2 protein-coding genes are annotated in these 1,280 nt (G+C 75.9%); both read right to left on the bottom strand.

Translation table 11 applies throughout. The features are described from left to right. Nucleotides 1-611 (bottom strand): SDR family NAD(P)-dependent oxidoreductase (locus tag MRQ36_RS32915; protein ID WP_242801735.1); only part of this gene is annotated, 611 nt, incomplete at its 3' end. A gap of 72 nt (nucleotides 612-683) precedes the next feature. Next, on the bottom strand, nucleotides 684-1,280 hold a 597-nt coding region (locus MRQ36_RS32910; protein WP_242801733.1), incomplete at its 5' end, for a 1-acyl-sn-glycerol-3-phosphate acyltransferase.

Below are 1,280 nucleotides of genomic sequence, written 5' to 3'. Positions count from 1 at the left end.
GCGTCGACGGCGGCGTCCCGGTCGACGCCGACGTTGGTGACGAACTCGCTGGCCACCGCGCCCGGCTCGACCACGGTGACGGTGACCCCGACGGTGGCGGCCAGGGGCGCGAGGGACTCCATGAACCCCTCGACGGCGAACTTCGCCGCGCAGTACGCCTCGTTGAACGGCTGCCCGACCACGCCGCCGACGCTGGAGACGGTGACCAACCGGCCCCGGGCGGCCCGCAGGTGCGGCAGCGCGGCCCGGCTGACGTGCAGCACCCCGAAGAAGTTGACCTCCATGACGGCCCGTACGTCGTCGATGGTCTCCTGTTCCAGGGTGCCGACGTGCCCGGCGCCGGCGTTGTTGACCACCGCGTCGAGCCGGCCGTGCGCGTCGACCACGTCGGCCACGCAGGCGGTGACCGACGCCTGGTCGGTGACGTCGAGCCGGCGTACCTCCAGCAGGTCGGCGACCCCGGCGGCGTCGGCGGCGCGGCGCAGCGCGTCGGCGCGCGACACGTCGCGCATGGTGGCCACGGTCCGCCAGCCGGCGCGGGCCGCGCCCACGGCGGTCTCCAGGCCGATGCCGGTGGACGTGCCGGTGATCAGTACGGTCGGTGCGCTCATGGTGTTTCCCGCTCTCGTCGCCGGATGACTCGCAGAGTCTCATCCTTCGAGCGCACGCGAAGGCAAATCGGGTCAGCCGGCCAGGTGTCGGCGGTGGATCCGGCTGACGTCCACCGGGCGGCCCGGGTCGACGTGGCGGGGGCCGTCCGGCTCGTCAGGGCGCAGCGGCACCAGGCAGTCGGTGATCGCGTCGATGATCCGGTCGGTGGCCCGTCGGGCCGCGCCGGGGGAGCCGGGTGGCACGTCGGCCAGGGCGACCGGGGCGCCGAAGTGCACCCGGATCACCGGGCGTCGCCGCACCGCGTGGGCGATGCCGCGCAGCATGCCCTGGGGTGCCCGGTAGGGGAGCACCTCGTGGGAGCCCCACTGGGCGACGGGGACGACCGGGGCGCCGCTGGCGAAGGCGAGCCGGGCGGCGCCGGTCTTGCCGCGTTCGGGCCACATGCCCGGGGCGAGGCCGATGCGCCCCTCCGGGTAGACCAGGACCACCGAGCCGCGGGCGACGGCCGCGGCGGCGGTGTCGAGGGCCTGGTGCACCGACGTGGTGCCCCGGTCGACGCGGATGTGCCCGGCCCGGCGCATCAGTGCGCCGAGCACCGGGGTCCGGAACAGGCCGCCGGTGGCCATGATCCTGGGGGCGATCCCGCGGGCCCGGCAGGCGGCGGCGAG

This window comes from Micromonospora sp. R77 (assembly GCF_022747945.1).
Classification (GTDB): Bacteria; Actinomycetota; Actinomycetes; order Mycobacteriales; family Micromonosporaceae; genus Micromonospora.
The sequence above is the reverse complement of the archived record's forward strand: the minus strand, read 5'-3'. Positions and strand labels throughout refer to the sequence as shown.